Raw genomic sequence first — 25,985 nt, forward strand, 5'->3', positions numbered from 1 at the left:
ATGAAATCCCTAAATAGTTGTTATTTAAGAGAAATAGTATAATTATAAAAGACTGAATTTACTATAAATAGATTGACATTATTATACTATATTTGATAATTTTAAATAGATTATTATTTTTAACCAAGGGGGAAGGTTACTGTGAAGAAAAAACAATTAAGGTTATTAATGCTATTAAGTGCCTTTGCGCTATTGATTTTAGCTGCGTGTGGGTCTGATAGTGGAACAAGTTCAAAGGACGCGGATAAGGGCGAATCGACAGCATCTGATAAGCCAAAGTTTTTAAACTTATTAACAGGTGGAACACAAGGTACTTACTATGCACTAGGTGGTACGTTTGCTGATCTAATTACTAAAGAAACAGACATTAAAACAACTGCTGAAGTATCTCAAGCTTCTGCTGCCAACATGACGGCTTTGCAAGAAGGTAAAGGTGAAATTGCTTTTGTACAATCAGATATTGCTTATTATGCAACTGAAGGAAAACTAATGTTTGATGGCAAAAAAATCGATAAAATTGCTGCGTTAGGTGCACTTTATCCAGAAACAGTACAATTAGTAACGACTGAAGCATCAGGTATTAAATCATATGCTGATTTAAAAAGGGAAAAGGTTTCTGTAGGTGCGCCAGGTTCTGGAACTTACGCAAATGCTGAACAGTTACTTGAAATTCATGGCTTAACAATGGATGACATTAAAGCACAAAATCTTGATTTTGGTGAGTCTACTGACGGTCTTCAATCAGGCCAAATTGATGCAGCGTTTATTACTGCAGGTACGCCAACAGGTGCTGTTGAGGCATTAAATGCAACAACTAAAGTAAATATTATCGGTGTAGATGCTGGTAAGGCAGATGAGTTAATCGCTAAATACCCTTACTATGCAAAAGATACAGTAAAAGCTGGTACTTATGGTATTGCAAACGATACTGAAACTGTTTCAGTACTTGCAATGCTAGCAGTGACAAAAGATCTTTCAGAAGATGTTGTTTATTCAATGACAAAAGCTATTTATGATAACACAGATAAAATTTCCCACGCTAAAGGAGAGTTTATCAAAGTGGAAACAGGTTTAGAGGGTATTAGTATTGATGTTCACCCAGGTGCTCAAAAATACTTTGATGAAAATAAATAACAGAACATTCGGAGTTTAAATTCAGCTTTTATCAAACTAAAGCTTATAACGAGTAAAAAGTTATTTTTTAAAAAATACGAAAGGGCTCGGTTGCGTAAAGCTTCGAGTCTCTTTTTTCCTTTAAGTCGTGAGTATTAGCGAATAGCTTTTTAAGTGGGGGAACAGATGTAATGCGAAAGAGGAAATTAATAATTGTTTTAACTTTTTTATTTATTTGCTTTAGTATAGTCATTTTTCTTCCTCTTCAAAAGGTATTCGCATTTACGGAAACACGTATAGATCATCCAATATTGCATTATATACCACTTACAGCTGAGGATACATTTCAAATCAGATACACTCATTCCATCCATAAATCGGATGTACTTGAACATTATAAACGCGTGGATGGAACACGTATTCAAATGTTAGGGATGGAGTATGAAGATTTAGCAATTGGCATGCCAAGCTTTGCAGAGAAAAATCAAACATTAACAAAACGAGATGGTAAATATTATTTGCAATTCGACAATGAGGTTATTGAAAATTTTACAATATACATTGGCGATTTAGATTTAGATCTTGTATTAAGATATGAGCAGTATGAATATGATTTAAAAAAAGATTTACAAAGGGGAAAATCCTATTTATTTGAGGTAAAGCGCTTATCCCTTTATGAACAATGGAAAGGAGTAAGGATGAAATGACGACACAGCAAAAATCAAACAACGAAGAAGTAAAAAAAGAAGAATTTGAGCAAATATCTGCTGAAGAGCAACAAGCAATACTAGAGAAATATGATATTGAATCGAATGTGCGAACGATATCAGGCATCATGAAGCATGTCATTTTCTTTGGGTTACTAGCATTTTCATTGTTCCAACTCTATACAGCAATTTACGGCCAATTCCCAGCGCAAATCCAGCGTACTATACATTTAGGTTTTGGTTTGACTCTTATTTTCTTACTATTCCCTGCTCGGAAAAAAGCAGCAAAGCATAAAATCGCATGGTTCGATTATATTTTAGCGGTATTATCCATTGTAGTAGGTTCGTATTGGACAATGAATTATACAGAGCTTGTTAATAGTAATGGTACCATTACACCAATAGACTTTATCATTGGTTTAATAGCCGTCGGATTGGTACTTGAGGCAGCTCGACGTGCAGTAGGTTTACCGATTACAATCATTGCTATATGTTTCTTAATTTACGCATACTTCGGGCCGTATTTCCCAGATTTTATGGCACACAGAGGGCAGGATTTAGAGAGCATTGTTAATCTCATGTATTTTACAACAGATGGGATTTTTGGAACACCGATTAGTGTTTCTGCCACATTTATTTTTGTGTTTTTACTCTTTGGTGCATTCCTTGTCAAAACAGGTGTTGGTCAATACTTTAATGATTTAGCAGTAGCTCTAGCAGGTAAATTAATTGGTGGTCCTGCAAAAGTAGCGGTATTTTCTAGTGCCCTTCAAGGGACGATTTCCGGAAGCTCCGTAGCGAATGTTGTAACATCTGGATCATATACGATTCCGATGATGAAAAAGCTTGGCTACCGTAAAGAGTTCGCGGGTGCAGTTGAGGCAGCAGCTTCTACTGGTGGGCAGTTAATGCCTCCGATTATGGGTGCTGCAGCGTTTCTAATGGTTGAGTTTATTGGACGCGGCATTACGTATTGGGATATTGCCAAGGCAGCAGCGATACCTGCGCTGCTGTATTTTACAGGTATTTGGATTATGACTCACTTCGAAGCGAAGCGCGTAGGTTTAAAAGGTTTACGTGATGATCAAATGCCAAATCGTCGAGAGGTATTTAAGAAAATCTACCTCCTATTACCGATTATTTCCATTATCGTTTTAATGTTAACAGGTACACCAGTAATGCATGCTGCACTATACGGTATTCTTATTTCTATTGGTGTAGCTATGTTCGATAAGAAAACACGTTTAAAACCAAAGGATATTATTGATGCATTGGTTGAAGGGGCTCGTACGGCACTTGGCGTCGTAGCGGCAACAGCTTGCGCGGGTATTATCGTAGGTGTTGTTGTGAAAACAGGTTTAGGCTTAAGTTTAGCTAATAGTTTAGTAGCTTTGGCTGGTGGTAGTATTATTTTAACGCTGATTTTTGTCATGATTGCTTCCTTAATTCTTGGAATGGGGGCTCCGACGACAGCAAACTATGTCATTACGTCAACAATTGCTGCTCCAGCAATCGTGGCATTATTATCGCCAAATACACCGCAGGAATTAGTACCTGTAGTTGTATTATTATCGGCACACTTCTTTGTATTCTACTTTGGTATTATTGCTGATATAACACCACCTGTTGCACTTGCAGCTTTTGCGGCTTCAGGAATCTCTGGTGGAGATCCGATTAAAACAGGTATAAACTCAGCGAAGCTTGCTATTGCAGCGTTTATTATTCCGTATATGATTGTATTTTCACCTGCATTGCTAATGATTGATACAACTATACCTGAAATTATATGGGTAGTCTTCACGGCCATTACAGGAATGGTAGCCATAGGTGCGGGAGTAATCGGTTACTGGTATCGCAAAATGCTTTGGTTTGAACGCATTATTGCGATTGCATCTGGTTTACTTCTGATCTATCCAGAAAAATTCTCGGATTGGGCAGGTTTAGCCATCTTTATTGCAATGTTTGTTATCCAATACGTAACACAGCGTAAAGGTAACGATGATGACAATCAAAATAGTAATACTAGTGTTACAGCTTAGGCCCGCCGTAATATTAACTAATAAGAATCTGCTCATTTTCTGAGTTAGTAAGTGCATGCCTTGTTTGTCTACAAGGAATTTGCTTAACTTACAAGCTGCGGAAACGAGTAGATTCTTTTTCTTTTGCGGTTGAAGACGAAAGTAGAATAAGAAGTACATACATAACTTAGCGCTAAATTTCAATAAAAATGATTATCATAATATGTTCAAAAGTGAACAAAGATTGATTTGCATCTTTTTCTGGAGATTTTTTTTGCTTAATAAGCAAGAATCATTAAGAGATAAAAGGGTGCCTACTTTTTTTAGAAATAGAATGGTTTGCCAATACTCATTGAAAATCATTCAAATCAAGTGTGAATTTTCAAACTCATTAATTTCAAATTCACTATTATCAAATCTTGCTAGAAAAGTAACAAAAGTTGATTTTTATTCTTTTGAAAAATGCTATAAAATAGGCTGTTGCAAGAGATGAAAAGTAAAAAAAGACTTAAAAGAGGGAAAATATGTTTAAAGAAGTTCAATTTGAGGTATAGGTTTAGTGTAAAAAGTAAATAATTTTGTATTTGTGGTAATAGTAGTGATACTTCTAAGTATTTCTTTTTCATCTATTGCTAAATCATAAATCTATATGTTGAAAGGAGTTTCTAAATGAAAAAAGCCTTTTTATTATTAGCTGCCACGCTTTTAGTGTTTTCTCAATTGTCATTGGGTAGTGTGTCTGTTTATGCGACAAGCAATGGTGAAAATAATATTGTAATGCCGAATGATCAGAAAAATGAGAACGAAGGATCAAACAACGAAGATGAAACGGCCACTTCAAGTGATAATGATTATATAACAAAGAGTGTGGACGGCGGTATTGCCATTACTGGGTATACCGGTGAATCAACGGATATAGTTATTCCCGATGTGATTAAAGGACAACGAGTTGTAGCAATTGAAGAAAAAGCATTTAATGAGAAGGGATTAACAAGTGTAAAGATTCCATCAACAGTTACATCGATTAAAAATAATGCATTCTCTAATAATTTATTAACAAGTGTAGAAATACCTTCAAGTGTTACAACGATGGAGGTCGGCGCATTTTATGAAAATCAATTAACAAGTGTAACGATTCCCGAAGATATTCCAGTGATAGAAGCAATGGTTTTTGCTAATAATCAATTAACAAGCGTAGAAATTCCATCGAGTGTTACATCGATTCAGAATTATGCATTTACGAATAACCGATTAACGCGCGTAGATATTTCATCAAACGTAACATCGATAGGGACTGGCGCGTTTTTTATCAATCAATTAACAACTGTAGAGATTCCATCAAGTGTTATTGCGATTGAAGCGGAGGCATTTGCTCGTAACGAATTGACACATGTTACTATTCCATCAAGTGTTCAAACGATTGGAGAACTGGCATTTTATCAAAACCGAATTATTAAGTTAGAGTTCGAGCAAGATCCCTCATCAAATCTTAAAACGATAGGTGAAAAGGCATTTAGGAAAAATCAAATACCTAGTGTAAAGATTCCGTCAAGTGTTGCAACGATAGAAGAAGCGGCCTTTTCTTATAATCAATTAACAAATGTTGAGTTTGACTACGGGGCTTCATCGAATCTAAAAGAGATAGGGAAATACGCATTTCATCAAAATTTGTTAACAAGCATTAAGATTCCTTCGAGCATTTCGACGATAGGGGACGCTGCCTTTTTATTTAATCAATTAACGAGTGTGGAGTTCGAAACCCCATTAAATATAACAACAACAGGAACACATGTATTCGCATATAATCGATTAACAAACATAGAAATCCCATCAACACTTACGGAAATAAAGAGAGGTGTATTTTCTAATAATCAGTTAACAAGTGTACAAATTCCATCAAGCATTACAATGATAGATGAAGGAGCATTTGAAAATAATCGATTAACAAGTGTTGAATTCGAGAACCCCTCCAATGTTAAAATAATAGATGGAGTTGTATTTAAAAATAACCAATTAACAAGTATTGAAATTCCATCAAGTGTTGAGACAATTCACTATGATGCTTTTATTGAAAACAACCTAGATTATGTAATATTTCATGGAAAGCCTCAGTTCTTGTCTGACCAAACTCCATTTGATCAGCAATACAAGAAAGGAAAAACATTCTATGGATGGTTCGAAGACGAGGACTATACTATAAAATGGTCTAACACTGTACCACAGCCAATGACAATATATGCGATGTGGGATTTACCTAACAATTGTACCGTCACCTTTGATACAAATGGAGGTAACATTGTTCCATCCGAAACAACTAAGTGTGGAAATCTGTTAATTGAACCGACTAATCCAAAGAAGACCGGCTATACATTTTCAGGGTGGTATAAAAATAAAGAACTGACAGAACCGTGGGACTTCCATCAAAATGTCGTAACAAAAGACATCACGCTATACGCCAAATGGTCGAAAGCAAGCTATATCGTTACGTTTGATGCCAATGGCGGAAGTGAAGTTCCATCCCAGTCAGTAGAATATGGTGAATTAATAAAAACCCCATCCACTTCAGTAAAAGCAGGATACACATTCGGAGGTTGGTATAAAGACAAAGGTTTAACAGAGGCGTGGGATTTTGCAAAAGACGTAGTGACAGAAAATGTTACGTTGTATGCGAAATGGACAAAGGATAACACGTCGGGTGGAGGATCTGGTGGCTCAGGAGGCTCTGGTGGAGGTTCATCGAACTATAAAATTACCTTTGACTCCAATGGTGGAAGTGAAGTGCCACCCCAAACAGTCGGCTATAACGACCTTGTGAAAACCCCTGCCACTCCAGTGAAAGACGGCTATCATTTTGATGGCTGGTATAAGGAAACGGCGCTTAACAATGCATGGGACTTTGCGAAAGATAAAGTAACCGCAGACATAACGTTGTATGCGAAATGGACAAAGGACTATATGGTTACATTTGATTCAAATGGAGGTAGTGAAATTCCATCGCAAACAGTGCCGTATAAAGCTTTAGTGAAAGCTCCTTCTAATCCGAAGAAGGAAGGCTACCTATTTATCGGCTGGTATAAAAATGAAAATTTCACAAAAGCATGGGATTTTGCAAAAGATGTTGTTACAGAAGACCTAACATTATATGCGCGATGGATGAAGGAAAGCCACGGTTGTGACATTACTTTCAAGGATGTTGATCAAAACTGGGCACAAGATATGATTAAAGAAGTTGCCGAGCGATGCATTATTATAGGTTTTCCAGATGGCACTTTCCGACCAAATGATATGATTCAACGTCAACACGTAGTGCTTATGATTGACCGTGCATTACAACCAGCACCAATTCGAGACGCTGTAGCCTTTTCAGATGTCCCTAAAAGTCATGTGAATTATGAACAAATTACACGACTACAACGAGCGGGTATCGTGGATGGTTCAAATGGAGCATTTCGACCAAATGCTTCTATAACACGTGCCGAAATGGCAAAAGTAATAGTGCTTGCATTTGGTTTAACGCCAGAAGGCGATAGTACATTCAAGGATGTCGATCCATCGCACTGGGCGAGTGAATATATTGCCGCTTTAGCAGACAATAACATTGCACTAGGCGATGAAAACGGTAATTTTAGACCTAATGAAAACCTAACACGTGCAGAATTTACGGCGATTATATATCGAGCACTCGGTTTATAAGTCTTACCATAAAGGGAGATGTATCATAATTTGATACATCTCTTTTTTGATAAAATTTTGATCTAAAAAGTAGATTGTTTTTATATTTTTTATGCATAATGAGCATCGTTTATTGCTTTTTTTACAAAGGTCATTGTATAATTCTTTTATCAGAAAATTCAATTAAATGGGAGGAGTGATTAAATGAAAAAGTTTTTTAACTCAAAATTTGAAACGTATTTAATGGATCAGGAGCTGGAATTTACTATGGAAGAGGAAAAAAATGAGGAGCAACTAACAATGATACATTATGAAGAATATCCAGAAGGTTTTTTTACAAGTTTATAATATTTATTTGAGGGACTGTGCTAAAGGTAGAAATTACTTTTAACACAGTCCTTTGTTTTTTATATATATTATTCATTTTTGGATCATCATCATAGCGTGTGGTTGATTTCCGTTCCGACTGGACTGGGCGCTTTGTTGCTGACGCTTCGCTTTCGCACAGAGCAAAGCTTCCAGGGGGCTTCCGATGAGCCGCTTTACTCGCGATGCTCGCTCCAGGGTCTCGGGCCAACACGATGTTGGTCACTCAGTCGTTACCCCAGGACGTGGCGTTCTTAGACTGATTTCCTCTATTTCAGTAGGCGTTTGGACACCCACTGAAAGGGAACCACATCCGTATTCATCTCACCACCTTAAGAGGTAGGAGTCTTCTACTGAATGAAGATAAGGGGCATACGTTTGAACAAATGTCATCCACAACTTTTGGTGATGAGCCTCATTTTTTCAATATTTGATTTCTTTGGCGCATTAATAAAATATACCTATTTATATATGTGTGTATATAAGTCTAAATGCTTATGTACTTTTATGAAATAGTTTCATGTATAATGAGAAACAAAAATACGTATAGAGGTGTAGTTATGTCAAATGCAGTAACATTAGAAGAAACGATTTATCAATGGTTTGAACATTTTCATAAATACCCAGAGGTAAGCTGGAAGGAGTATGAAACGACTAAAAAGATTGCGTCGATTTTAGATGAGTTAAACGTATCCTATCGTTTGTTAGGGGATGTTCCAGGGTTAATTGCTGAAATTGGTACAGGTGATGAAATTGTCGCTGTACGTGCAGATATAGATGCTTTATGGCAGGAAGTGGATGGAAAATGGCAAGCTAATCACTCATGTGGGCATGACGCAAATATAACAATGGTACTTGGTGCTTTATTACTGCTGAAAGATCGACCACTGCAACATCGTGTTCGTTTTATTTTCCAACCTGCTGAAGAACTTGGGAATGGTGCTTGTGCAGCCTTTGAGCGTGGAGCTGTTGATGGGGTATCGCATTTATTTGGTGTTCATTTAAGACCAATTGAAGAGCTACCACTTGGCAAGGTATCGCCTGCTATTCATCATGGCGCAGCCTATTTTTTAGAAGGGACAATTAGAGGCACTGATGCCCATGGTGCTAGGCCTCATCAAGGGAAAAATGCCATAGATGTTATTATGGCAGTGCAACAAATGCTAAATAGTATACATTTATCACCATTTGAACCTCATTCTGCAAAGTTAACAAAGATTGTTGCAGATGGTGGCAGTACGAATATTATTCCAGGTTCTGCGAGCTTCTCAATGGATATTAGAGCGCAGCGTAATAACCAACTGGAATTACTGCGTAGTCGTATTGAGTTTGGCTTAAAATCGATCCAACAGCAGTTTGAGATTGACATGGACTGGAAATGGTTAGATTTTACACCTGGAGCTGAGGTTTCTTCAGTTGCTGCACATATGGCTAAAAACGCAATTATTGAAACACTTGGTGAAGAGCATCTAGCTGAAGAAATTACAACGCCCGGAAGTGATGATTTCCATTTTTATACAGTAGAAAAACCTGAATTAAAAGCAACGATGGTTGGTATTGGAGCTAACTTAACTCCCGGATTACATCATCCAAAAATGACTTTTGAACGAAGTGCATTAATTGATGCTGCGAAAGTACTTGCTTGTGTGTTAGAAAAAAAAACTGAATAACGATAGCGAGCTATATCAAAAGTATAAAATTCTTTTGATATAGTTCTTTTTTTTGTTCAAACGTATGAATGGACGCGGTTTTGCATTGTCTGTAATCGCTATTTGAAAGCGTTTTTTTACGCTAAAATAGTCGAAATTGCTCGAGAAGCATAAAATTTTTGCGTTGACTTTTTAATTTTTGAATATTAAGCTAAAAATCGTAAAAAATTATTTGCGTCTTTGGCAACCCAGATTGGCAATTGGTGCAAAAAGGGGATGGGTTAATGAAAAAGGATATTAATGCTGGTTGGGCACTTTTGCCTTTTGCAATAATGATTATAGCTATGCTAATTACAGTAGTTGTGTTAGAGCAAAGCCCTCACGTACCACTTATTATTGGAACAGTTGTAGCATCCATCGTTGCCAAAATCCATGGATTTAAGTGGACAGAAATTGAGGAAATGATGTATAAGGGGATACGTCTAGCTTTACCTGCAATTGTCATTATTATTTTAGTAGGTTTGACAATTGGTGCATGGATTGGCGGTGGCGTCGTAGCCACAATGATTTTTTATGGTTTAAAATTAATTTCCCCAGCTTGGTTTTTAGTAACAATAATGCTGTTATGTGCTGTTGTGGCACTAGCGATTGGTAGCTCATGGTCGACGATGGCAACAATCGGTGTTGCTGGTATGGGTATTGGTTTAAGTATGGGCATTCCGGCAGCGATGATTGCTGGGGCAGTTATTTCGGGTGCATATTTCGGTGATAAGATGTCACCGTTATCTGATACAACCAATCTCGCAGCTGGTTTAACAGGCACAAATTTATTTGAGCATATTAAGCATATGCTTTATACAACAATTCCAGCTTTAGTTATTTCAGTCATTGCATTTGGAATAATGGGAAGAAGCTTTGCAGATATCTCGATGAAATCAGAAAATATTTTAACAACACTAAAAGTAATGGAGGAAAGCTTTGTTATTTCTCCTTGGTTATTGCTTGTACCAGTTGGTGTAATTGTATTGGTAGCGAAAAAAGTCCCTGCAATTCCAGCTTTAATTGTTGGAATTATCTCAGGATTCTTACTACAAATCTTTGTGCAAGGTGGCACACCTGCAATGGCCGTACATGCTTTACAAGAAGGATTTGTCATTTCAACTGGCAATGAAATGGTGGACGAGCTATTTAACCGTGGTGGCTTAGATTCAATGATGAATACGGTTTCAATGACAATTGTGGCCATGACATTCGGTGGGGTGTTAGAATATTCCGGCATGTTAAAGGCGCTTATGAATGTTGTTGTGAAGTTTGCTAAATCTACAGGAAGCCTAATTGCTGCAACGATTGCCGCATGTTTTACAACAAATGCTACATGTTCTGAGCAGTATATTTCAATTGTTGTACCATCACGTATGTTTGCGAATGTTTATCAAGAACGTGGTTTGCATTCGAAAAATCTATCTCGTGCGTTAGAAGATGGGGGAACACTAACTTCTGTATTCGTCCCATGGAATACTTGTGGAGTGTTTATTTTAGCGACATTAGGTGTAGGCGCAATGGAATATGCACCATATGCAATTCTTAACTTTACAGTACCTATTATTTCAATTATTTATGGATATATCGGATTTGCCATTGTTAAGCTAACACCAGAAGAAATAGAAGCAGCAGAGAAGCACAAAAAAGAGCAAGAAATGGATGAGGCTAATATGGTCATGGCTGACTAATTCCAGAGACAAAAATTTCGCTCTTCTGATAGCTAACTATAGTCTCGCGGATGCAAAAGCATCTGCGAGAACTATAATTTAATAGGTTGCAAAGTTCAATTCATATATTGTGCGTGGGCGACCTTGTTGGTGAGTCATTTCTTCACCAACTATTTTAGCATAGCCGTGATCTACTAATTTTTTAATAATGCGCTCTGTTGTTCGGCGTGTAACTTGCAGATATTCTGAAAGATTATGTGATGTAAATTGAGCGGATTGTCGCTCTCGGCTAAAATGAATAATTTTGGAAATGTTTAATGGACTTAAGCTTGTTTGCTTTGCCATTTGTAAAACGTAGGGATCGTCAGTTTTTAAAGCTAGCTTTACTTCCGAATTTGGGAAGGGACCAAGTAAGTTTTTATGTTCATCTAGAATATAAATTTCACAAGGCTTCGCAAATGTTAATGCATTCTTGGCATTTTGGTTAGCCTCAAAAATGGAGTGACCATAACCAAATGCTAACTTAAATGGCTTATCCGTTTGCTGTAATAAGTTCTGCAAGTCATCTTTTTCAAGTGCCTTTTGCAAATGCCCAGCTGTCGTATAAAGTTCAAAAGCGTATGGCGTAATTTGTTTATACGTTGAATGAGTAGCTGTAGTTATTTGCGTTAACATGTTAGAGTCTATAGGTTTATTTTCAGGAGCTTCTAATAGCCCAACAACAGCTTTAACAGATTCGGATTTTGTAAGAAGTGATTGGGATCTCGTTTCTTCTAAGCATTGAATAATGGAGTTAGCTGCATCTAACATGCGCATTGCAGGTATTTGAAGAGCCTGTAATTCATCAAACACACTATGAATACTTGTTATGACAAAATCAATGCTTTTAGCTTCCCATAAAGCTATATGATACTGCAATATAGATTGAGTAGGTTTAGTAATAGATATAGGCTGAATATACGGTTTTGGACCACGATACTCTATTTCTGTTAGAACATTTTCTACAATATCTGGATTCATAACATCAATGGAAATTCTATTTAAAGGTACAGCGTGATTTGCTATAAGCGATAATAAAGTAGTGGAAATTGCCGTCTCATCTTGTTTTATATAATTCCAAGGTATGGGCATCTCTGACAGTGCAGATTGGGCATGTAAATAGGGCAACGTTCCCCCGAACAAAAGTGCATCACATGGCTTAATTTCCTTTAACAAAACGGATGCCTCTGTAGGTTGCTTGTAAAGGTAAAAATCTATTTGAATATTCTCTATGTTTTGTGCGATACTATTTATACGCTTCATAAATGCTTTAGAGCAGATAACCGCTATTTTAGTAGACATAGGCAACGTTCCTTCTTTATTTTTTTAAATGATTAACGACGTATTAACGACAACTATATTATACAGGAGACTGATAAAAATGAAAATCCAACAAGTAGAAATTTTTGCAATTCATTTACCACTTATTGATCCATTTATCATCAGTTATGCTACATATGATACAATGCCTTCTATTATTTTGAAGGTGACGACAGACACAGGTATTGTAGGCTATGGTGAAGCAGTACCAGACGAGCACGTGACAGGGGAGACGTGGGAGAGCACGTATGCTGTATTAAAGAACCAGCTTGCTCCTGCGATCATTGGAGATAATCCAATGGCCTTTGAAAAACTTCACGATAAATTGAACAAAATCGTGAAGGATGTGCCAGCAGCGAAAGCAGCGATTGACATTGCTTGTTTCGATATTGCGGGGAAAGCGTTACAGGTTCCAGTGTACCAACTACTAGGTGGACGTTATCATGAGAAATTCCCGATTACACATGTACTGAGCATTGGAACACCTGAGGCGATGGCAGAAGAGGCGGCGAACCGTGTAGAGGTGGGCTATCGATCATTTAAAATGAAGGTAGGGACAGAGGTAGCGCGTGACGTTGCTCGTATCAAAGCGGTGCGTGAACGTGTTGGTGAAGACATCGCAATTCGTGTAGATGTAAACCAAGGATGGGGCAATGCGTCAACAACATTGCAGGGCTTACGTGCATTAAAGGATTTAAATATCGATTGGTTAGAGCAGCCAGTAGACAGTGAAGATATTGATGGAATGGTAGAAGTGAAGTCAAAATCGGATGTATCATTAATGATTGATGAAGGACTTCGCGGTGTACGTGAAATGCGCGAAATTATTGCAAAGCGTGCTGCAGATAAAGTAAATATTAAATTAATGAAATGCGGTGGAATTTATCCAGCTATGAAACTAGCAGTTATGGCTGAAATGGCAGGCATTGAATGTCAAATCGGTTCAATGGTAGAATCATCAGTTGGCTCAGCAGCTGGATTCCATGTAGCATTCTCTAAAAAAATAATGACAAGTGTAGAATTAACAGGTCCTCTAAAATTCTCTAAAGATGTCGGAAACTTATACTATGATGTTCCATTTATCTGTTTAAATGAAAAACCAGGTTTAGGTGTAGACGTAGATGAAGAAATCCTAAATGAATTATGTAAATTCTCAACAGTTGTAACAGCCTAAGGAGGCGGCGAAATGGAAAAGATTTATGAAGGTATGCTCGGTGAAACGCCGTTTTTTGTTACAACATTAAACCTTCAGCATTTGCAAGAAATTGAAAAATTACAGCTTGAGGTTTATGCATCCTTAGCAGACCAAAGTATATTACAGCCATTAAGCACGGAGGAATTTGATTATATTTTAAAGGGAAATGGCATGATGATAGGTGCTTACGTAGGGGATGAGTTAATTGCCTTTCGCGCACTTCTAAACCCACCTATCGATGATGAGCACCTTGGCTATGATTGTGGGATTACCGAGGATGAATTTCATCGAGTTTTATATCAAGAAATATCAAACGTCTCCCCAACATATCGTGGCTATGGATTACAAAAAACATTAGCCCGAGTTGTCATGGGCCATATTGATTTAGAAAAATATGATTATGTATGCTCAACAGTAAAGCCCTATAATATCCCGAGCTTAAAAGATAAATTTTCTCAAGGATTAATGATAAAGGGATTAAAGATTAAGTATGTAGATAAGCTACGATATATTTTCTATAAAGACTTGCGACAAGAGCTACCAATCTTTACAGAAAAGAAATCGATATCGATGGACGATACAGTCGGTCAACAACAACTTTTAAAACAGGGCTATACAGGTACATCTATGTTTGAGGATCAAAATGATTGGTTTGTCGTTTATGAAAAATAAATAAAAGAAAAAAGCTTTACCTTGTCGACAAAAGAATAATATATAAATGAAGGTGTATCAATAAACAATAGTTGATTTTCATTCCGAGTTGGCGCTTTCCGCTCAAGCTAATCCCGCAGGAGTCGCCACTCTCCGTGAAAAATCAACAGCTCCTCATCACTAGTATGAGTGACAAGCTGATCCAAAATAGTATTATAGCCATGATTAAAATAACAATAAAGTTAATTAATTTTAAAAGCTCAAACAAGCACAACCCCGTTCTAAGTTTAGGACGGGGTTAAAAATATAGTTGTTTAATTTTCGATGTAAGATATTTAACTACACTAACAATAGCGCCCGACCCGATTAATTACATTGAAGTAGTGTTTAGTTATTAAATTTAGAATTGATTATCTCTCCATCAGTTGTTTGGACCACTAGTGGCTCAACAATTTTTTCTAGACCTATCTTTATAAAGGGGAGTCCAGTTTCTTTTCCCTTATCGCCGACCTTAACTGTAATTTCGGTGTTCCCTAAGGTCTTTACATCTTTTACTTCCAGATGCTTTCCTTCATATTTCTCGCCTAATTGAATATGAATTTGTTTCATTCCTTCAGAAATTGTAGATACCTCGTAGTAGGAGGAAGTATCGTTACCTGCCGCTATAACGCCTTCTTCATTGATCCAATAACCTTTATCTAAAGTGATCGTCCAACCAATAATAGCAAAAATAAGGACTGGGACTATAAATAAGATTGATTTATCCACTTTATTAAATTCAGACTGTTTTATACCTTTCATGAAAGGAAGTAACGACGTCCCGCCTATGGCAGCTGTCAAAATGCCTACTCCAATAATTCCAAAACCCATCCCTTCAAAGCCTCCCACTTTGAACAATCCGTACAGGACAGTAAGCACAGCAATTAAAAATGTCACAATTGGAGCCAAGTAGAACTTTCCTGTTTTTTTCAAAGCTATTAAAGTAAAAAGGAAAATACATGCGCCTAAAATGAAACCAACTAAAACTATCATTCCCAATTCGTTCACCCCATGTATTAATATAAAATCGATATCAGTGTGTCTAAAAAAAATATAATCCCTAAATCAAAAAGAATCGAGAGTATAATCCATCTTTTGGCAAAAAAAACAATCGTGAATACTGATAAAAAAATAGCCGCTGGGAAATAGAACATGAAAGTGGCACTTTTGATATATTCAATGGCCGCATCAGCAGACAGTTCCCAGTTGTAAAAATGAAAAGAAGAATATAGGATATAAAATAAAATGAGAGCTCTAATGGAAATAAATAACCATTTAAGGCCGTGATTAAACTGAACTAATTTCTTCAATGGCTTTATTTCTACTTCTTCACTCAGTTCTAACATCGGATAATTCCCCTCAGCTAATTCATTAAATAATTGCCTACACTCACTACAGTTTTGAATATGTTCCAAAACCACTTCTTGTGTTTCCTGTTCTAGCTCATCAAATACAGAGATTAACTCCCGTGAAAGAATATGAATCTTTTCGGAATCTTCCATCTTTTTCACCTCTTTCTAGCCAACTGCTTTCTTATTCTAAATATCTTGGATTTTAATGTAGGGATAGGTATATCCAAAAGTGTACTTATTTCTTGGTAATCATAACCATAATGAAACTTAGCTAAAAAAATGGCCTTATCACTCGTCGATAAATAACCTAATGTAGTTATAATTTGGGAATTTATGATTGCCTTTGATTCGGGTGTTTGATTATCAATTAATAAGTTTTCAATTACACTTTCATCATGAAACAGCTCTGGTTTTCTTTTTTTGTAATGATCGAGAAGTGTATTTTTGGCTACCTTTACTAACCAACTTTTCATATAAGTAACTTCTTGAATTTTTGATGGATCTGTTAAGATTTTTGCAAATACCTTTTGAATGATGTCATCGGCTACGTCATAACTTTTAGTTAATCCAATTAAAAAATTCCGCAAATATGTGTAATGCTCCTCGTAAATCTCTTCAATCACCTCAAATGGATTTCGATTAATCATTTTTATCCTCCGTAAGATGTCGCGCACTAAAGAGACGACTCAATTTGGAAAAAGTTTTAACTTTTTTTAGTAATAGTAAAAAAATAAAAAGAATCCAGTTTGAATAGAAAATTGATCAAAATGGATTCTTTTTCATATGAGAGGTAAGGCTTTTTTATTTCATCGGGCAAAAGCCACAAGCCATTAAACCGGGTATATCTTTAGAAAAACAACATGATTTTCGTACAGGAACGTTCACTAAATCAGTTGGGCTTTGACCACCTGTATAATGTGCCCACCACGACTTGTTGGAGAAACGAGCCCATGTTTTAGGGTCTTCTAAAGCTTCAATGTCTTCCATCGCTTGATCGGCTAGACCAGGATTAGAAAGCAATATGTGATAGTGCCAAAGTAAATAGCCAAAGAAATTCTCCCAAATAGTGAGAGGGGAAATAGATGTTACTTTACGAAGCTGTTGAACGATAACATGCCCATCATAAAGAATCTTCTCAATAACTGCCTGACGTTCATCCTCATCTACATAACGCCAATCATTTGGGTTAACAAACATTGCGACTGTAAAGCTGTTGAATTCTTTTGCTGCATCAAAGCGAAGCTCGATCGGTTTACCGTTCCACACCTCGTCATAAGCAGCAAGCATGTAAAGTTGCATAGCGAAAAACATACCGTAGCGGCGTGCAAAATGAGAAATAGCGGCTGTTTCCGTTGCTGCATCTGTAATACCCATCATCAGATTTAAAAAATCAGGATGGTAAAAGTCTTTATGTATATCAGCTAATGTAAATAATGTACGCTTTGGTTCTGTCGTATAAATGCTATAGGAATTCAATTGACGAACTTGATCCATCGTTAATGCTGGCATTGTCATCACCTTTTCTTTCAATCATCTGTTACGTTTATTATAAATTAATAATTTTTGCTTCACAAATGGAATGCAATATAGTAAAATACATTAAACATATCTGAAAGGTAGGTTTTAAAATGTCACAGCCGCATGCAATTCCAAGGCCGCTCGTTCGACTCAATCAATGGACGATTCTTTTAAGCGTTATCCTAACGTGGGTAACAGGTGTCTTTTGGATTTTAGCCATTCCTTTAGTAGCAAATTTACTAGGCGTTTTATGCAATTTTAATCCCATTATTCGAGTAGGGAAGCTGTTTCTAAAAAAGGCTCCGTCTACATATATACCAGAGGATGCGCAACAGCAAAAATTTAATTCGAGTATTGCCAGCTTTTGTTTAGCGGGTGGATTTTTAGGTTATTTGCTTAAATGGCAGGTGGTAGGCTATGTCTTTACGGGAATGGTTGCTGTAGCTTCTTCGATAGCAATTGCAGGCTTTTGTATAGGTTGTTTTCTACATTTTCAACTAAAACAATGGCAGTATCGTCGTTCGCTGAAGAAGGCATTGTGACATAAATTCCTTTCAGAGGAAAGAAATTTTTAAAAAACTTTAAGAAATTTTCAGATTAATGTTGACTTTTTAATTGATAATGATTATCATTATCGTATAAAGATTATTCCTCGTCTACAATACAGTGTAGAGAGGATGAACTTTAGCTACTTTTCTCCAGAAGTTTGCTAGTTCATGATAACGCTCCTAAAACCCCCCTCATTTTTTGGGAACGTAAAATCTCTCGACGACTCACTCCATTGTGATTGAGTCGTCTTTTTTTGATAGAAACTGCAATTGTTGCCAAAGATATGATTTTTATTGGAAGTTGAATAAGTTTTCGATAAAAGCCCAAATAGTTTCGATAAAACGAGATTTTGTTTCGATAAATGCCTAAATAGTTTCGATAAAATGAGATTTTGTTTCGATAAAACGTAATTCTGTTTCGATAAACATATAAATTCCTCCAAAAAAGCAGCCCACTATGTGTGAACTGCTATGAAGAGGTGGTTTGTTGAACAGCACTTTTTTTCCCTAGTATCATCGTATAGTAGCTATGTAACAGCATACCAAAGATGATGACACCTAGACCCGCGAGAGCAATTGGATTTGGGAATGCAATGCCGAGTAATAATACTTCACCAATAATGACAAAGAGTATTTCAGTCGATTGTGTTGCTTCAACTGCTGCAAGCTTGCCCTGATGATTGCGAACACGGTCAGTCGCAATGAAAAATAAAGTTGTCGCGATGACACCAGAGCTTATACCTACAAGCAACGATTGCATCACTTGGCTGAGCGAAGGAAGCCCGACTGTTGCCATTGCATAAATGGCCATAATAATCCATGCGGGCATCGAGGCGATGGTCATTCCAAGAACTCGTTGATATGTATCGATGCGCCCTCCACAGATGTCCATCATTTTGCGGTTACCAAGAGGGTAGGCAAATGCAGCAATGACAACAGGTAAAATGCCAAGCATTAAATTTTTAAATGGAACTGATTGTGCCTGTGGTATTTGAATAAGTAAAATGCCGACTAAAATGACACATGAAATTAGTAATGAAATAAGCGGTACTTTTTGACGTACTGTTTTCCCAGCCACTACTGAAACAAATAGGGGAGCTAGTAATACGCCAGCGACAATAGTAAATTGCCACGTTCCAGAAACGAGCCAGCCAGGACCGAATGCTGCTGCAAATGTCAGTGGTGCATAGAACAATACGAACCCAACAAAGCTCCAAAGCAACCAAGCTACAGGCTGTGCTTTTATTTCACCTGATAGTTGGGAAAAGCCTTTTCGATAGAAGACGATAACAAGTAAAAATGGTAGCATGAAGAAATAGCGTAGGGATGCACTCCATAGCCAGCTACCTCCTTGCATCTCCATTGCATGATTCAAAATAAATGTAACGGCAAAAAAAAGTGAAGCTAAAATGCCCAATGCAATTTCTTTCATGGAAGTCACCTCAATTCGGGTTTATACCCCAAATCCCTTTATGTAATTTGAAAATTCAGTTATTATATTTGAAAAAATTACGAAGAAGGAGTGAAGCCTTCTTCGTAACTAAAAACTATTTTGCTTGTTGTTCAAATAGCTGCACAATTTCAATAATCACTTGTGTCGCTTTTTCCATTGTTTCTGCAGATACATATTCGAATTTACCGTGCATGTTTTCACCACCTGCAAAAATATTTGGTGTTGGTAAGCCCATGTAAGAAAGCTGTGAACCATCAGTACCGCCACGGATCGGTAGTGTATTTGGAGTAATATCTAATTTTTCCATTGCTGCTCGAGCAATGTCAACGATTCCTTTTACAGGCTCAATTTTTTCGCCCATATTATAGTATTGATCTTCAATTGTAATGCTTAAAGCATCCTCGCCGTATAGGGCTTTAATTTTTGCTGCAGCATCAAGCATTAATTGCTTTTTCGCCTCGAACTTTTGACGGTCATGGTCACGTACGATATAAGAAAGCTCAGTATGCTCGATAGCACCTTTGAAGCCCATTAAGTGGATAAAGCCCTCATAGCCTTCCGTTTTTTCTGGTACAGCATCAGTAGGCATTTCATTTTGGAAGGCGATTGCCATTGTGATGGCATTGACCATTTTATTTTTCGCAGAACCAGGGTGCACACTCGTACCTTTTGTCACAACCTTTACGCCTGCTGCATTAAAGCTTTCGTATTGTAGCTCGCCAAGTGGTCCGCCATCCATTGTATAAGCATAGTCGGCACCAAATGCAGCCACATCAAATTTATGAGGACCACGGCCAATTTCTTCATCAGGTGTAAACGCTACACGCAATTTACCATGTTTAATAGAAGGAGTGTTTACTAGGTATTCCATAGCCGTCATAATTTCTGCGATACCAGCTTTATCGTCAGCGCCTAATAATGTAGTACCATCTGTTGTAATTAACGTTTGACCTACATAATTTTTAAGTTCAGGAAAATCAGTTGGCGACATCACTAGACTTTCGTTGAGCTGAATAGCTCCACCATTATAGTTGTCAATACGCTGTGGATTAACGTTGGTGCCAGTATAATCTGTAGCAGTATCCACATGTGCTAAAAAACCAATCGTTGGAACTTCTTTATCAGTGTTTGCGTCGAGTGTCGCAAATAAATAACCATTTTCATCTAATGTAATGTCAGTTAAGCCTATTGCAGCAAGTTCATCTTTTAGTACATGCAATAAGTCAAATTGTTTTTGTGTTGAAGGAGTTGTTTCGCTTGTGAAATCAGATTGTGTATCAATTTTTGCATAACGAATTAAACGCTCGATTACTTGTTCTTTCATAAGTATGGCCTCCTAATGTGTATGTTTAAATTATTGTAACACTTTACTTCGGATTTCGGAATATTGAAAGATACTTAACGCAATAAGTATTTGGGCACTATAATATGTCAACATAATGACCTCGTGTGAAAATGATAAAGACATAACAAATTTATTAATAGCTAAATAGGAATCTGATACGATAAATAGCAGAGCTCCAATCGTTGCCAAGGTGGAACCTGTTCGAATCGCAGTCCAACCCATCGTTAATATGACCGAAATATAAGCAATTACCGCGAAGCCAAGTACGACCTCTCCTGAAGAAAACACTGTACCTGCAATCCACACAGCCATACTTGCCCCGTAAACGAGTAATGCAATCTTCGCCCAAGTCGGTACTTGACGTTCATTAGTGGAAGAGAAGGCAAGGATATAAAAAATATGTCCGATTAAGAAGCTTGTTAGCCCAAAGAGAAACCACTGTAGCGTATAGTCACCGATCATACAAAACACAAGTCCGATGACAATCAGTAGCTGATACTTTTTAATGCCCAAATTTTTAGGTGTAGCGGCTAAAATAATGATTAATAGCATTGGAATGACTTTAAAGATAAGTATCAGGCTTTCTGTAATATGGGAAAAGAAAAAAATATAATAAAGACCAAACAAAATAATAAACGTTAATAAAATTTTTTTAGACAAATTTCTCATCTCCTTTTCTTTGAAATTCTTTATCTATGTTAAAATTTCCTTTATTCAGATTTTCTTTTTTGACGAAAATACACAAAGGGGTTACTCTACTCATCATCTTATGTATGAAACTTTTTTAGTATGTAGCCGTAAATAAGTAGACAGTAAGCTAAGAGAGGGTGAATGAAATGACCAAGCTATTAATAGCTTCGGCAGTCATTGGACTAATTGCGAGTGTTTTATTAACACCGCTTATAACGAAAAAGCGAGAAGATGGAAAATCCAAAAAGGTAATTGGATACTTTTTCATAGGTATATTTGTACTAGGATTTTTAGCTACTGGTATAACGGTATATGTGACAAAAATGGATGTAAACTGGCTTGCTTTTTGGCCTGCTATTATTCTATTAACATTAGGCGGCGCGCTTCTTGCAAGTGGTATTGAAAGAAAAATAAAAGGTGTTTTATTTTTAGCTAGTTTAGGTGTTGCGGTATACGTATTATCAGCGCCTTTATGGAATGCGAACGAAAAATTCAAATCAGCTGAAATGAAGGAAGAGGTTGAAATAAAACCATTCGATGAAACACAAACACCAGCTAGTGTTCCTCCAAAATTTGCGCGCAATAAGATGAAAAAGGCGTTCGGGCAAGTACCAAATACAAGTTATTATGAGCTAGGCCGTTTACAAATTCAAAAAGTGAATGGTGAGTATGTATATATAGCACCAGTTGAGTTTTCCAGTTTCTTTAAATGGATGAATGGTAGTACGACTCCTGGTTATTTTATTATGAGTGCAACGGATTCAGCAGATAATCCTAAATTTGTTGAGCAAGAAATGAAGTATGTTCCTTCTGCTTACTTAAATGCAAATTTAGAGCGTCATATACGTTTACAACATCCACTCCTTATTTTTTATGGAGATGTACAGCTTGAAATAGATGATGAAGGCAAGCCATATTACATCCGTTCATATGGTGAATTTATTTCAGGACGTAACGGCTTCGATGTAAAAGGGATAGTGCTTGTAGATGCGCTGACAGGAAAATCAGAAGTTATCAAGCTAGAGGATATCCCAGAGTTTATTGATGGGGCTGTTTCTCCTGAGACAGTAAGCTTACAGAATAGCTATTTCGGTAATTATGTTCACGGATTTTGGAACAGTAAGTTTGGTAAAAAAGATGTAAAACTTCCTTCTGATGAGGGAACAGAGTCAAATGTCAGCCCGATTTTTGACGAGAAAGGTGATATGTATTATTTCACAGACTTTACGAGTCCTAAAGAGGGTGTGGATTCAATGCTTGGCTATTCTTTAACAAATGCTCGAACAGGTAAATCAACCTATTATACAGGGAATTTAGATTCTTCTTATATGGATTCACAAGGTAATTTGCAAATTATTGAGAAGAAATTTATAGAGAAAAAATGGACCGGAGAAATGCCAGTATTGTATAACTTTTACGGTGAAGCTAGTTGGCTAACAGCGGTACTTGATTCAAATGGTTTCTTGCAAAATTATTTCATCGTATCTGCGGCAAATCCTGAAATTTCCGTTTATGCGACAACTCCTAAAGAGGCATTAAAATTATATAAAACAGCCTTAAGTCGAGGCGGAACTACGGTTGAAGGCAGCTCACATGCAGAAGAAAAAAATGCTAGTGGAAAGGTGCTTCGCGTATACAAAGAACGTCTCGGTGACTTTACAGTTGTATCATTCTTATTAAATAACGGGGAAAACTATTTAGTAAGTGCAGAAACAGAACCACTTGCAATTTATTTACAAGAAGGCGATGATGTCATTCTTACTTATGGTGATACAGGTGAGCAGTTCTTGCCAGTTCGATCACTGATTATTAAAGGATTACAATAGAAGAAAAATAAAAAGACGATCTAGTAGTACTACGCTACGAAGATCGTCTTTTTTATGTTGGTTGAGACTCCATATAGTAAAGCATCTTTTCTTGGTGATTAGTATAAAGTGTCTTTGCATGATCATTTAACGCAAATATTTCATGCCTGTACCCTTGAAGTAATTTATGTTCATATTCAAAAGTATAAGAATCTTTGTTTTCTAATATATGCGCTAATAAAAGTGCATGTAACACAACGACCTCTAGATTTTGTGTATTTGTAATGAATTTTAAGTTGAGGATGGTAGTGTGGGAAACGAATTGATTAACATAATCAATAGCATCCTTATAAACAGCTAAGTCGATATGTGGTTCAAGTCTTTTTCTTAATAATGTACAATCATTGTTTAAGTCTTGAATTTTTAAAAATAAACCTCTTACACTTCGCTTATGTTGTTGTTCTAAGGTACGAGCAAGATGTTTATTAACATAGGACATTTTTATATAACTCCTTTCCGTATCGTGGTCATCTATTAGTATTAATGGAATTATATGAAAAGGAAAGAGTCTTTTTGTTTAATTTATACTTAAATTTAACAAAACGATAGGGCATTTCCCTCATTCAGTATAGTTTAGTTTGGACGCTGCCATTATACCGAATTTGGGGAGGTGCCTGTTCTTTATTGTTTTAGAACCCTTGATATTTAGGGGATTAATTTATGAAATTAACTCGGTTAATATATAGGAAGCTTTTCAATGAAATAAAAAGGTGTAAAATTTTATTAGAAAAAGTATTGACCTTTTTAAATTAAGAGTGTAGTATTATAAAAGTCGCTAAGACATCTACTGAAAACAATCAAATTAAATAAAATTAGTTGTTGACATAAAATGTGCGACATGATATTATATAAGAGTTGCTGCTGAGAAAACAGCGACGAAATGAACCTTGAAAACTGAACAAGCAAAACGTAATCAATAAAGTTTTTAGTAGCTAACCTTGAGTTAGTGAACGAAACAAAATTTTGGACATCAAACATGATGCCAGCAAAACAATTTGAGCTAATCAAATTTCTTTTTATGGAGAGTTTGATCCTGGCTCAGGACGAACGCTGGCGGCGTGCCTAATACATGCAAGTCGAGCGAACAGAGAAGGAGCTTGCTCCTTTGACGTTAGCGGCGGACGGGTGAGTAACACGTGGGCAACCTACCTTATAGTTTGGGATAACTCCGGGAAACCGGGGCTAATACCGAATAATCTATTTCGCCTCATGGTGAAGTACTGAAAGACGGCATCTCGCTGTCGCTATAAGATGGGCCCACGGCGCATTAGCTAGTTGGTGAGGTAACGGCTCACCAAGGCAACGATGCGTAGCCGACCTGAGAGGGTGATCGGCCACACTGGGACTGAGACACGGCCCAGACTCCTACGGGAGGCAGCAGTAGGGAATCTTCCACAATGGGCGAAAGCCTGATGGAGCAACGCCGCGTGAGTGAAGAAGGTTTTCGGATCGTAAAACTCTGTTGTAAGGGAAGAACAAGTACAGTAGTAACTGGCTGTACCTTGACGGTACCTTATTAGAAAGCCACGGCTAACTACGTGCCAGCAGCCGCGGTAATACGTAGGTGGCAAGCGTTGTCCGGAATTATTGGGCGTAAAGCGCGCGCAGGCGGTCCTTAAGTCTGATGTGAAAGCCCACGGCTCAACCGTGGAGGGTCATTGGAAACTGGAGGACTTGAGTGCAGAAGAGGAAAGTGGAATTCCAAGTGTAGCGGTGAAATGCGTAGAGATTTGGAGGAACACCAGTGGCGAAGGCGACTTTCTGGTCTGTAACTGACGCTGAGGCGCGAAAGCGTGGGGAGCAAACAGGATTAGATACCCTGGTAGTCCACGCCGTAAACGATGAGTGCTAAGTGTTAGGGGGTTTCCGCCCCTTAGTGCTGCAGCTAACGCATTAAGCACTCCGCCTGGGGAGTACGGTCGCAAGACTGAAACTCAAAGGAATTGACGGGGGCCCGCACAAGCGGTGGAGCATGTGGTTTAATTCGAAGCAACGCGAAGAACCTTACCAGGTCTTGACATCCCGTTGACCACTGTAGAGATATAGTTTTCCCTTCGGGGACAACGGTGACAGGTGGTGCATGGTTGTCGTCAGCTCGTGTCGTGAGATGTTGGGTTAAGTCCCGCAACGAGCGCAACCCTTGATCTTAGTTGCCATCATTTTAGTTGGGCACTCTAAGGTGACTGCCGGTGACAAACCGGAGGAAGGTGGGGATGACGTCAAATCATCATGCCCCTTATGACCTGGGCTACACACGTGCTACAATGGACGATACAAACGGTTGCCAACTCGCGAGAGGGAGCTAATCCGATAAAGTCGTTCTCAGTTCGGATTGTAGGCTGCAACTCGCCTACATGAAGCCGGAATCGCTAGTAATCGCGGATCAGCATGCCGCGGTGAATACGTTCCCGGGCCTTGTACACACCGCCCGTCACACCACGAGAGTTTGTAACACCCGAAGTCGGTGGGGTAACCTTTTGGAGCCAGCCGCCGAAGGTGGGATAGATGATTGGGGTGAAGTCGTAACAAGGTAGCCGTATCGGAAGGTGCGGCTGGATCACCTCCTTTCTAAGGATATTTTCGGAATACAAACTTAGGGTTTGTAAGATTACGTTTTGCGTTCAGTTTTTGAAGGTTCATTCTTACGAATGAAATACTTCAAAAACTTGTTCTTTCGAAAAACTGGATAAAAACGACATTGAAATTGTAACAAACACATTTATTTTTTTAAGTTTT

21 protein-coding genes and 1 rRNA gene are annotated in these 25,985 nt (G+C 37.6%); 12 read left to right on the forward strand and 10 right to left on the reverse strand.

The window, feature by feature from the left end:
- Window positions 1-141 precede the first annotated feature (141 nt).
- The 5 genes from FJQ98_RS01950 (at window position 142) to FJQ98_RS01970 (ending at window position 7,858) form a co-directional block, all read left to right on the forward strand.
- The gene (locus FJQ98_RS01950) at window positions 142-1,134 is read left to right on the forward strand and encodes a TAXI family TRAP transporter solute-binding subunit (RefSeq protein WP_201406606.1); all 993 of its coding nucleotides are present in this window, start codon (window positions 142-144) and stop codon (window positions 1,132-1,134) included.
- Between the two features lie 170 nt (window positions 1,135-1,304).
- Window positions 1,305-1,820, forward strand: a complete 516-nt coding sequence (locus FJQ98_RS01955; protein ID WP_053595823.1) for a DUF1850 domain-containing protein — start codon at window positions 1,305-1,307, stop codon at window positions 1,818-1,820.
- Window positions 1,817-3,859 (forward strand): TRAP transporter permease, encoded by a 2,043-nt coding sequence (locus FJQ98_RS01960; protein WP_053595822.1) that lies wholly within the window; start codon window positions 1,817-1,819, stop codon window positions 3,857-3,859. Before FJQ98_RS01955 ends, FJQ98_RS01960 begins: the two co-directional genes overlap by 4 nt.
- A 648-nt stretch (window positions 3,860-4,507) precedes the next feature.
- Window positions 4,508-7,531, forward strand: coding sequence for a leucine-rich repeat protein (locus FJQ98_RS01965; RefSeq protein ID WP_053595821.1), 3,024 nt, complete (start codon window positions 4,508-4,510; stop codon window positions 7,529-7,531).
- 183 nt (window positions 7,532-7,714) lie between these two features.
- Entirely contained in the window at window positions 7,715-7,858 is a 144-nt protein-coding gene (locus FJQ98_RS01970) for a hypothetical protein (protein WP_198926912.1), read from the forward strand.
- Here FJQ98_RS01970 and FJQ98_RS01975 read toward each other — a convergent pair.
- Window positions 7,845-8,102 carry a hypothetical protein gene (locus FJQ98_RS01975; protein WP_053595820.1) on the reverse strand — a complete coding sequence of 86 codons (258 nt, stop codon included), beginning with the start codon at window positions 8,100-8,102 and terminating at the stop codon, window positions 7,845-7,847. The two genes, FJQ98_RS01970 and FJQ98_RS01975, sit on opposite strands and share 14 nt — an antisense overlap.
- A gap of 334 nt (window positions 8,103-8,436) precedes the next feature.
- Between FJQ98_RS01975 and FJQ98_RS01980 the strand changes: the two genes are divergently transcribed.
- Together FJQ98_RS01980 and nhaC are read left to right on the forward strand one after the other, a co-directional pair.
- Window positions 8,437-9,546 carry an amidohydrolase gene (locus tag FJQ98_RS01980; RefSeq protein WP_053595819.1) on the forward strand — a complete coding sequence of 370 codons (1,110 nt, stop codon included), beginning with the start codon at window positions 8,437-8,439 and terminating at the stop codon, window positions 9,544-9,546.
- Window positions 9,547-9,809: 263 nt separating this feature from the next.
- Entirely contained in the window at window positions 9,810-11,255 is a 1,446-nt protein-coding gene (gene nhaC / locus FJQ98_RS01985; protein ID WP_053595818.1) for a Na+/H+ antiporter NhaC, read from the forward strand.
- Window positions 11,256-11,333: 78 nt separating this feature from the next.
- Here the strand turns inward: nhaC and FJQ98_RS01990 are convergent, their stop codons facing one another.
- A complete protein-coding gene (locus tag FJQ98_RS01990) occupies window positions 11,334-12,575 on the reverse strand; it encodes a hypothetical protein (protein ID WP_053595817.1) in 1,242 nt (413 codons plus the stop codon).
- Window positions 12,576-12,654: 79 nt separating this feature from the next.
- Here FJQ98_RS01990 and FJQ98_RS01995 point away from each other — a divergent pair, with 79 nt between their 5' ends.
- Window positions 12,655-13,767 carry a mandelate racemase/muconate lactonizing enzyme family protein gene (locus FJQ98_RS01995; RefSeq protein ID WP_053595816.1) on the forward strand — a complete coding sequence of 371 codons (1,113 nt, stop codon included), beginning with the start codon at window positions 12,655-12,657 and terminating at the stop codon, window positions 13,765-13,767.
- A 12-nt stretch (window positions 13,768-13,779) separates the two neighbouring features.
- Window positions 13,780-14,460 (forward strand): hypothetical protein, encoded by a 681-nt coding sequence (locus tag FJQ98_RS02000; protein WP_053595815.1) that lies wholly within the window; start codon window positions 13,780-13,782, stop codon window positions 14,458-14,460.
- Window positions 14,461-14,826: 366 nt separating this feature from the next.
- Here the strand turns inward: FJQ98_RS02000 and FJQ98_RS02005 are convergent, their stop codons facing one another.
- From FJQ98_RS02005 to FJQ98_RS02020, 4 genes are all read right to left on the reverse strand, one after another.
- A complete protein-coding gene (locus FJQ98_RS02005; RefSeq protein ID WP_053595883.1) occupies window positions 14,827-15,471 on the reverse strand; it encodes a hypothetical protein in 645 nt (214 codons plus the stop codon).
- Between the two features lie 23 nt (window positions 15,472-15,494).
- Window positions 15,495-15,980 carry a zf-HC2 domain-containing protein gene (locus FJQ98_RS02010; protein ID WP_053595814.1) on the reverse strand — a complete coding sequence of 162 codons (486 nt, stop codon included), beginning with the start codon at window positions 15,978-15,980 and terminating at the stop codon, window positions 15,495-15,497.
- Between the two features lie 5 nt (window positions 15,981-15,985).
- Window positions 15,986-16,477 (reverse strand): RNA polymerase sigma factor, encoded by a 492-nt coding sequence (locus FJQ98_RS02015; RefSeq protein WP_053595813.1) that lies wholly within the window; start codon window positions 16,475-16,477, stop codon window positions 15,986-15,988.
- 154 nt (window positions 16,478-16,631) lie between these two features.
- Complete coding sequence (locus FJQ98_RS02020) at window positions 16,632-17,339, reverse strand: hypothetical protein (RefSeq protein WP_053595812.1); 708 nt, start codon at window positions 17,337-17,339, stop codon at window positions 16,632-16,634.
- 119 nt (window positions 17,340-17,458) lie between these two features.
- On the opposite strand from FJQ98_RS02020, the gene FJQ98_RS02025 reads away from it, so the two are divergent.
- Window positions 17,459-17,890 carry a DUF4395 domain-containing protein gene (locus FJQ98_RS02025; RefSeq protein WP_053595811.1) on the forward strand — a complete coding sequence of 144 codons (432 nt, stop codon included), beginning with the start codon at window positions 17,459-17,461 and terminating at the stop codon, window positions 17,888-17,890.
- A gap of 475 nt (window positions 17,891-18,365) precedes the next feature.
- Here the strand turns inward: FJQ98_RS02025 and FJQ98_RS02030 are convergent, their stop codons facing one another.
- From FJQ98_RS02030 to FJQ98_RS02040, 3 genes are all read right to left on the reverse strand, one after another.
- Window positions 18,366-19,328 carry a DMT family transporter gene (locus FJQ98_RS02030; protein WP_053595810.1) on the reverse strand — a complete coding sequence of 321 codons (963 nt, stop codon included), beginning with the start codon at window positions 19,326-19,328 and terminating at the stop codon, window positions 18,366-18,368.
- A 115-nt stretch (window positions 19,329-19,443) separates the two neighbouring features.
- Complete coding sequence (gene pepT, locus FJQ98_RS02035; RefSeq protein ID WP_053595809.1) at window positions 19,444-20,673, reverse strand: peptidase T; 1,230 nt, start codon at window positions 20,671-20,673, stop codon at window positions 19,444-19,446.
- 30 nt (window positions 20,674-20,703) lie between these two features.
- Complete coding sequence (locus tag FJQ98_RS02040; RefSeq protein ID WP_053595808.1) at window positions 20,704-21,354, reverse strand: lysoplasmalogenase; 651 nt, start codon at window positions 21,352-21,354, stop codon at window positions 20,704-20,706.
- A 176-nt stretch (window positions 21,355-21,530) separates the two neighbouring features.
- On the opposite strand from FJQ98_RS02040, the gene FJQ98_RS02045 reads away from it, so the two are divergent.
- Entirely contained in the window at window positions 21,531-23,210 is a 1,680-nt protein-coding gene (locus FJQ98_RS02045; RefSeq protein WP_053595807.1) for a hypothetical protein, read from the forward strand.
- Window positions 23,211-23,262: 52 nt separating this feature from the next.
- Here the strand turns inward: FJQ98_RS02045 and FJQ98_RS02050 are convergent, their stop codons facing one another.
- Window positions 23,263-23,688 (reverse strand): hypothetical protein, encoded by a 426-nt coding sequence (locus FJQ98_RS02050; protein WP_053595806.1) that lies wholly within the window; start codon window positions 23,686-23,688, stop codon window positions 23,263-23,265.
- Window positions 23,689-24,264: 576 nt separating this feature from the next.
- Between FJQ98_RS02050 and FJQ98_RS02055 the strand changes: the two genes are divergently transcribed.
- Window positions 24,265-25,817 (forward strand): 16S ribosomal RNA (locus FJQ98_RS02055).
- The last annotated feature ends 168 nt before the right edge of the window (window positions 25,818-25,985 follow it).

The sequence above is a fragment of the Lysinibacillus agricola genome (assembly GCF_016638705.1).
In the GTDB taxonomy this organism is placed as follows: domain Bacteria; phylum Bacillota; class Bacilli; order Bacillales_A; family Planococcaceae; genus Lysinibacillus; species Lysinibacillus agricola.

Coding starts and splice junctions, on each gene's coding strand:
- nhaC (WP_053595818.1), top strand. CDS start 9,810: ATGAAAAAGGATATTAATGCTGGTTGGGCACTTTTGCCTTTTGCAATA.
- FJQ98_RS02010 (WP_053595814.1), bottom strand. CDS start 15,980: ATGGAAGATTCCGAAAAGATTCATATTCTTTCACGGGAGTTAATCTCT.
- FJQ98_RS02020 (WP_053595812.1), bottom strand. CDS start 17,339: ATGCCAGCATTAACGATGGATCAAGTTCGTCAATTGAATTCCTATAGC.
- FJQ98_RS01960 (WP_053595822.1), top strand. CDS start 1,817: ATGACGACACAGCAAAAATCAAACAACGAAGAAGTAAAAAAAGAAGAA.
- FJQ98_RS01980 (WP_053595819.1), top strand. CDS start 8,437: ATGTCAAATGCAGTAACATTAGAAGAAACGATTTATCAATGGTTTGAA.
- FJQ98_RS02025 (WP_053595811.1), top strand. CDS start 17,459: ATGTCACAGCCGCATGCAATTCCAAGGCCGCTCGTTCGACTCAATCAA.
- FJQ98_RS02050 (WP_053595806.1), bottom strand. CDS start 23,688: ATGTCCTATGTTAATAAACATCTTGCTCGTACCTTAGAACAACAACAT.
- FJQ98_RS01965 (WP_053595821.1), top strand. CDS start 4,508: ATGAAAAAAGCCTTTTTATTATTAGCTGCCACGCTTTTAGTGTTTTCT.
- FJQ98_RS02015 (WP_053595813.1), bottom strand. CDS start 16,477: ATGATTAATCGAAATCCATTTGAGGTGATTGAAGAGATTTACGAGGAG.
- pepT (WP_053595809.1), bottom strand. CDS start 20,673: ATGAAAGAACAAGTAATCGAGCGTTTAATTCGTTATGCAAAAATTGAT.
- FJQ98_RS01970 (WP_198926912.1), top strand. CDS start 7,715: ATGAAAAAGTTTTTTAACTCAAAATTTGAAACGTATTTAATGGATCAG.
- FJQ98_RS01990 (WP_053595817.1), bottom strand. CDS start 12,575: ATGTCTACTAAAATAGCGGTTATCTGCTCTAAAGCATTTATGAAGCGT.
- FJQ98_RS01955 (WP_053595823.1), top strand. CDS start 1,305: ATGCGAAAGAGGAAATTAATAATTGTTTTAACTTTTTTATTTATTTGC.
- FJQ98_RS02000 (WP_053595815.1), top strand. CDS start 13,780: ATGGAAAAGATTTATGAAGGTATGCTCGGTGAAACGCCGTTTTTTGTT.
- FJQ98_RS02005 (WP_053595883.1), bottom strand. CDS start 15,471: ATGATAGTTTTAGTTGGTTTCATTTTAGGCGCATGTATTTTCCTTTTT.
- FJQ98_RS01995 (WP_053595816.1), top strand. CDS start 12,655: ATGAAAATCCAACAAGTAGAAATTTTTGCAATTCATTTACCACTTATT.
- FJQ98_RS02045 (WP_053595807.1), top strand. CDS start 21,531: ATGACCAAGCTATTAATAGCTTCGGCAGTCATTGGACTAATTGCGAGT.
- FJQ98_RS02030 (WP_053595810.1), bottom strand. CDS start 19,328: ATGAAAGAAATTGCATTGGGCATTTTAGCTTCACTTTTTTTTGCCGTT.